The sequence below is a fragment of the Pseudoxanthomonas sp. GW2 genome (assembly GCF_000283075.1).
Taxonomy (GTDB): Bacteria; Pseudomonadota; Gammaproteobacteria; order Xanthomonadales; family Xanthomonadaceae; genus Pseudoxanthomonas.
In genome coordinates this window covers 1-6,530 of the sequence record NZ_ALIP01000053.1, presented here as the reverse complement: position 1 = coordinate 6,530, position 6,530 = coordinate 1, and the positions used below count along the sequence as shown (strand labels likewise).

The window sequence follows — 6,530 nt, the reverse complement described above, 5'->3', positions numbered from 1 at the left end:
GGGCAGTGCGGTGGCGGCGACTGGCGCGGGCACCTCGCGCTGGCGCACCTCGGGCAGGCGCACCGGCGGCGCGGGCACATCCAGCGGACGCACCGCCGGCGCCGGCAGCGCCGGCACATCGACCACGACGACCTCGCGCGGGCGCAGTTCCGGCTCGCGCGCCCGCAGCGCGGGCAGGTCCACCTCGCGCGGACGCGGCGCCTGGATGGCCGGAGCCGTGACCACCACCACCTCGCGCTCGCGCAGCTGCGGTTGCGGCTCGCGCACCGCGACCTCGCGGACCGGCAGCGGCACCTGTGGGACAGGCACGCTGGCCACCTCGACCGGTTCCGGGAGTTCCACCTCGCGCAGCGCCACCTCCGGCAACCGCGGGGCTGGCGCCCGGGGCTCGATCAGCGGAACCGGCGGGACCTCGAGCGCGGCTTCGGCCGGATCGGCCTGCGCGCTCGCGACGGGTTCGGTTGCTGCGGCGGACTGTCCCGCCGCGGCCGCCGCATCGGCCACCTGCGGCGCGGGCGTCGGCGGGGTCGGCCGCTGCCGTGCCTGGCCGGGCTGGCGCGCCGCGGCCGGCGTCACGGAGGCCTCGCCCTGCGCCGAATCGCCAGGCGTGCCCGCGGCACCCTCGCGGCCAACGAAGCCAATGCCCACGCGTTCCCCGCCGCCGCCGCCGGCCGCGCGCGGCGGGGGCGGCAGCAGCGACTGCAGGTAGGCGATCCAGGACAGCAGCAGCACGAATACCAGGTGCAACGCGGCGCTGCCGGCCCAGGACAGGGCGCGTAGCGGGCGTTCGTCGCGCGGCGCCGGCTGCCAGCCCTGGCGGAACAGCGCCAGCAGGGCCTGCCAGCGGGTCAGCTCCTCGCCGCGCGGCCAGGGCCCGGGCGGGCGCGCGGCCAGCAGTGCCACGAGTTCGTCCGCACGCAGCGCCGGAGCGGCGGCGGCCGGGGCGGCCTTCATCCACAGCGCCCAGCCGTAGGGCAGGCCGGTGCTGCGCTCCAAAGGCACGCGCACGCGCACGCGCTCGCGCTCGCGCTCGCGCGCGTTGAGCAGCTGGATGATTTCGGCCCCCCGCGTCACCGCAAGGCCGCCGGGTCAGCCTGCGCGGCCGCGCGGCATGTACGGCGCCGAGCCGGAGTCGTGGTCGGTGGCGTCGCGCACCGCGGTCACCCCCGGCACCCGCGCCATCAGGGTCTTCTCGATGCCCTGCTTGAGGGTGACGTCGGCCATGCCGCAACCGTGGCAGCCGCCGCCGAAGCGCAGCCACACCACGCCGTCGGCGGAGACCTGCTCCACCGCGGCGCGGCCGCCGTGGGAGGCCAGCTGCGGGTTGATCTCGTTGTCCATCACCCAGCGCACGCGTTCGACCAGGGAGGCGGCCTCGCCGGGCGCCTCGCCCTTGATCTTGGGCGCGCGGATGGTCAGTTGCGCGCCGGTGCCCTGGTAGACGTAGTCGATCTCGGCGCCGTCCAGCCACGGCACGCTGTCGGCGGCCACGTACAGGGTGAAGCCCTCGCAGTCCACCGCCCACTCGTCGCCGGCCAGCTCGGACGGCTCGGCGAACTCCAGCCGCGCGTCGGCGCGCGGCGTGCCCGGGTCGACCGCGCTCAGGCGCACCCCCAGCCCGGGGATGCCCTCGCGTTCGACCAGCTTGCGGAAATGCGCCTGCGCGGTGTCTGAGATGTTGATCATGCGGGTATTCTAGCCGGGTCCCGGCCCCCTCCCGCAGCCGGTGTGCCACGCCAGGCTGCAACGCTGCGTGCACGCCGCCACGGGGATCATCGGCCGGCAGATGGAGACCCGGCATGCCAGACCTGATTCCGCTGTCGCAGGCGCACTGCATCCCCCGCAAGGGCATCGAGCACCGCCTTACCCAGGCGCGCCTGGCCGAGCTGCTGCCGGAGGTGCCCGGCTGGGAGCTGGCCGAGGAAGGCCGCGCCCTGGTGCGCACCTTCCGCTTCCGCGACTACCACCACACCATGGCCTTCGTGAACGCGCTGGCCTGGATCGCGCACCGGGAGGACCACCACCCGGACCTGGGCGTGCACTACGACCGCTGCGTGGTGCGCTTCTCGACCCACGACGTCGGCGGCCTGAGCGAGAACGACTTCATCTGCGCCGCCAAGGCCTCCGCCCTGCTCGAGGACTGAACATGACCCGCGCCCTGCCCGTTTCCGCCGCCCTGCTCGGCACGCTGCTGCTGGCCGCTTGCGGCCGCGACGACGCCACCCCGGCCGCGCCGGTGCCGCCGCCGACCGAGATCGCGGCGATCGACACCCCGCCGCCGCAGTACCCGGCCGAGCTGGGCTGCGCCGGGATCGGCGGGCAGAGCGTGCTGCAGGTGGAAGTGGGCACCGAGGGCACGCCTACCCGCATCACCCTGCTGCGCAGCAGCGGCAACGACGAGCTGGACCGCCTGGCACAGGAGGCTGTGCAGGGCTGGAAGTTCCGCCCGGCCACCCGCGGCGGCCAGCCGATCGCGCGGACCATCCAGGTGCCGGTGAACTTCACCCCGCCGCAGGTGCGCCCGGACGAATGCTTCGCCCTGGACGCCGGCCGCCGCCCCTGAGTCCCCCGCCCCACCTCCCAAGGCCTGCCTGAATGCCCGAGATCGCCCTCTCCCAGGTGCTGGTCGCACTTGGCGTGACCCTGGCCGCCGGCCTGGCCACCGGCCTGGGCAGCCTGCTGGTGATCTTCGCCCGCAACCCGAATCCGCGCCTGCTGGCCTTCGGCCTGGCCTTCGCCGGCGGCGCGATGGTCTATGTCTCACTGTCGGAGATCCTCAACAAGTCGATCGCCTCCTTCAGCCTGGCCTATGGCGACAAGGCCGGCTTCGCCGGGGCGACCTGCGCCTTCCTGGCCGGGCTGGTGGCGATCATGCTGATCGACCGGCTGATCCCCAATCCGCACGACAGCCTCACCAGCGACGACCCGGCGCTGCGCGAGCACAACCGCGAGTACATCCGCCGGGTGGGCCTGATGACCGCGGTGGCGATCACCGCGCACAACTTCCCCGAAGGCCTGGCGACCTTCTTCGCGACCCTGGAGAGCCCGGCCCTGGGCCTGCCGCTGGCCTTCGCCATCGCCATCCACAACATCCCCGAGGGCATCGCCATCGCGGTGCCGGTGTACTACGCCACCGGCAACAAGCGTTACGCCTTCATCGCCAGCCTGCTGTCCGGCCTGGCCGAGCCGATCGGCGCCGGCGTGGGCTACGCCCTGCTGTCGCAGGTGATGACCGACGCGGTGTTCGGCGCGGTGTTCGGGATCATCGCCGGGGTCATGGTGTTCCTGGCGATCGACGAGCTGCTGCCGGCGGCCAAGCGCTACGGCAAGGGCCACGAGACCGTGTACGGCCTGGTCAGCGGCATGGCGGTGCTGGCCGTGAGCCTGGTCCTGTTCAAGCTGTGAACGCCGCGGCGGCGGCCTAGTCGAGCCGGTCCAGCACCTCGCGCAGCTCCGGCGGCAGCGGCGCATTGAGGGTGTACGGGGTGCGGCCGGCGTCCAGGGCGAACTCCAGCGAAGCCGCGTGCAGGAACAGCCGGCGCAACCCGGCCTTGTCGCGCAGGCGGCGGTTGACCTCCGGGTCCCCGTACTTGTCGTCGCCGGCCACCGGGTGGCCGAGGTGGCGGGCATGGACCCGGATCTGGTGGGTGCGGCCGGTCTCGATCCGCACCTCGCAGTAGGAATGCCCGCCGCGCCGCTCCAGCACCCGGAAGTGGCTCAGCGAGGGCTTGCCCGCCGGGGCCACCTGCACGTGGCGCTCGCCGCCCTGGCGCAGGCCCACATGCAGCGGGGCGTCCACGCTCATGGTGCCGTCGGGCATGCGCCCGGCCAGCAGGGCCAGGTAGCGCTTGCGGATGCCGCCGCCGGCGCCGCCCTCGCGCATCAGTGCCTGCAGCTCGGCCAGGGCCGAGCGCTTCTTGGCCACCACCAGGATGCCGGAGGTGTCCCGGTCCAGGCGGTGGGCCAGTTCCAGGGTCTGGCCCGGGCGCAGGGCGCGCAGGGTCTCGATGGCGCCGAAGCTGATCCCGCTGCCGCCGTGGCTGGCCACGCCGGAAGGCTTGTCCACCACGAGGATGCGCGCATCTTCGAAGACGATCGCCGCTTCCATGCGCTGCAGCAGGCCCGGCGCCGGGGTCCCGCGCTCGCCCTCCGGCTCGATCCGCACCGGCGGGATGCGCACCTCGTCGCCGCCGGCCAGCTTGCGCTCGGCCTTGGCGCGGCCGCCGTTCACCCGCACCTGGCCGCTGCGCACCAGCTTGTACACCAGGCTGCGCGGGGCGCCCTTGAGCTGGCCCAGCAGGAAGTTGTCCAGGCGCTGCCCGTCACGGTCTTCAGGCACCGTAACGGTGCGGGCTCCTGCCCGGGGGGATGGGTCGGTCATTGGCGGCTAATTCTGTTAGACTCGGGTGGCGATGTAAGGGTTTGATTCCGCTGGAAGAAGTCACGGGGCCGAAAGCCCGGACTTCCCGCGCCCCCGGCACAGTACGCGACCACCGCCCCCGGGGCGGCCATGTTAGCGGCTTGCAGGCAGACCCGGCCATGGCCCGGTGGGTCAGAGCACCGGTAGCTGAACATGTCCCGCGTGGCGTCCGCGCCACCGGCCCGCTGTACCTAAAACCAGACAAGCAGAGCGCTCCCGCGGACCGCCGTGGTGTTGCAGCGCTGGAAACCAGGATCCGCCCGGACGCGCTGTTGCGCGAGGGCGGCGAAGCCCGCCCCGCCGGAACACGGCGCGGCGGGATTCCAGTACGGCGAACGCCCGGCGTTCCGCGCGTCAGAGCGCGATAAGGAACGCACCATGAAGCGAATGCTCATCAACGCCACGCAGGCAGAGGAACTGCGCGTGGCCATCGTGGACGGCCAGACCCTCTACGACATCGACATCGAACAGCCGTCCAAGGAACAGAAGAAGTCCAACATCTACAAGGGCCGCATCACCCGGCTGGAGCCCTCGCTGGAAGCGGCCTTCGTCGACTACGGCGCCGAGCGCCACGGCTTCCTGCCGCTGAAGGAAATCTCCCGCGACTACTTCCAGGCCGGCGTGGACCCGAACAAGGCCGGCATCCGCGAGCTGCTGCGCGAGGGCCAGGAAGTCGTCGTCCAAGTGGACAAGGACGAGCGCGGCAACAAGGGCGCCGCCCTGACCACGTTCATCTCGCTGGCCGGTCGCTACATGGTGCTGATGCCCAACTCCCCGACCGCCGGCGGCGTCTCGCGCCGGATCGAGGGCGAGGACCGGGCCGAGCTCAAGCGCGCCATGGACGCCCTGAACATCCCGGACGACATGGGCGTGATCATCCGCACCGCAGGCGTGGGCCGCGACGCGGAAGAACTGCAGTGGGACCTGGACTACCTGCTGGCGGTCTGGCGCGCGATCGCCGAGGCGGCCCTGAGCAAGCCGGCGCCGTTCCTGATCTACCAGGAGTCGCGGCTGATCATCCGTGCCCTGCGCGACTACCTGCGCAACGACATCGGCGAGATCCTGGTCGACACCGAGGAGATGTACAACGACGCGCGGCAGTTCATCGAGCAGGTGATGCCGCACAACCTGCGCAAGCTCAAGCACTACACCGACGACATCCCGCTGTTCAACCGCTTCCAGATCGAGTCGCAGATCGAGAACGCCTACGAGCGCACCGTGCGCCTGCCCTCCGGCGGCGCCCTGGTGATCGACCAGACCGAGGCGCTGACCGCGATCGACGTCAACTCGGCCCGCGCCACCAAGGGCGGCGACATCGAGGAGACCGCGTTCCAGACCAACCTGGAGGCCGCCGACGAGGTGGCCCGCCAGCTGCGCCTGCGCGACCTGGGCGGCCTGGTGGTGATCGACTTCATCGACATGTCCTCGTCCAAGCACCAGCGCGCGGTCGAGGAGCGGCTGCAGGCGGCGCTCAAGTACGACCGCGCCCGCGTCCAGATCGGCCGCATCAGCCGCTTCGGCCTGCTGGAGATGAGCCGCCAGCGCCTGCGCACCAGCCTGGGCGAGGCCAGCCAGATCGTCTGCCCGCGCTGCGAGGGCCACGGCCGCATGCGCAGCATCGAGTCGCTGTCGCTGTCCATCATCCGCGTCGCCGAGGAGCACGCGATGAAGGAGAACACCGGGCAGGTGCTGGTCCAGGCCCCGGTGGAGATCGCCAACTTCCTGCTCAACGAGAAGCGCAGCGCGCTGCGCGAGATCGAGACCCGCCACGACGCGCCGATCATCATCGTCGCCGACGAGCAGCTGCAGACCCCGCACTACGAGGTCACCCGCCTGCGCGAGAACGAGCTGGGCGAGGAAAGCAGCAAGCCTTCCTACCAGCGCGGCACCCCGCGCAAGCTGCCGGTGCACGCCCTGACCAAGGCCCAGCTGAACATCCCGCCGGCCCCGGCGGTGACCCGCGTGGCCCCGCCGCGCCCGGCACCGGTGCGCGAGGAGCGCGAGGAAGCGCCGGTGCAGCCGGCGGCGCCCGCACCTGCCCCGGCGCCTGCCCCGTCCACTGGCGGCGGCGTGGTCGGCTTCCTCAAGCGCCTGTTTGGCGCGGCGCTGG

General features: G+C 72.4%; 6 protein-coding genes and 1 pseudogene. 4 read left to right on the top strand and 3 right to left on the bottom strand.

The window, feature by feature from the left end:
* Together B351_RS0104380 and B351_RS0104375 are read right to left on the bottom strand one after the other, a co-directional pair.
* A pseudogene (locus B351_RS0104380) lies at nt 1–1,074 on the bottom strand (hypothetical protein); the annotation flags it as partial.
* A gap of 15 nt (nt 1,075–1,089) precedes the next feature.
* Entirely contained in the window at nt 1,090–1,686 is a 597-nt protein-coding gene (locus B351_RS0104375; protein ID WP_019397835.1) for an NfuA family Fe-S biogenesis protein, read from the bottom strand.
* Nucleotides 1,687–1,799: 113 nt separating this feature from the next.
* On the opposite strand from B351_RS0104375, the gene B351_RS0104370 reads away from it, so the two are divergent.
* From B351_RS0104370 to zupT, 3 genes are read left to right on the top strand one after another with little or no spacing between them, the layout of a single operon-like run.
* Nucleotides 1,800–2,144, top strand: a complete 345-nt coding sequence (locus tag B351_RS0104370) for a 4a-hydroxytetrahydrobiopterin dehydratase (protein ID WP_019397834.1) — start codon at nt 1,800–1,802, stop codon at nt 2,142–2,144.
* A 2-nt stretch (nt 2,145–2,146) separates the two neighbouring features.
* Nucleotides 2,147–2,563 carry an energy transducer TonB gene (locus B351_RS0104365; protein ID WP_019397833.1) on the top strand — a complete coding sequence of 139 codons (417 nt, stop codon included), beginning with the start codon at nt 2,147–2,149 and terminating at the stop codon, nt 2,561–2,563.
* A 32-nt stretch (nt 2,564–2,595) separates the two neighbouring features.
* A complete protein-coding gene (zupT, locus tag B351_RS0104360) occupies nt 2,596–3,405 on the top strand; it encodes a zinc transporter ZupT (protein WP_019397832.1) in 810 nt (269 codons plus the stop codon).
* 16 nt (nt 3,406–3,421) lie between these two features.
* Here zupT and B351_RS0104355 read toward each other — a convergent pair whose 3' ends face one another.
* A complete protein-coding gene (locus B351_RS0104355) occupies nt 3,422–4,381 on the bottom strand; it encodes an RluA family pseudouridine synthase (protein WP_026010355.1) in 960 nt (319 codons plus the stop codon).
* Between the two features lie 417 nt (nt 4,382–4,798).
* Between B351_RS0104355 and B351_RS0104350 the strand changes: the two genes are divergently transcribed.
* A partial coding sequence (locus tag B351_RS0104350; RefSeq protein ID WP_156810412.1) for an Rne/Rng family ribonuclease occupies nt 4,799–6,530 on the top strand: 1,732 nt, incomplete at its 3' end.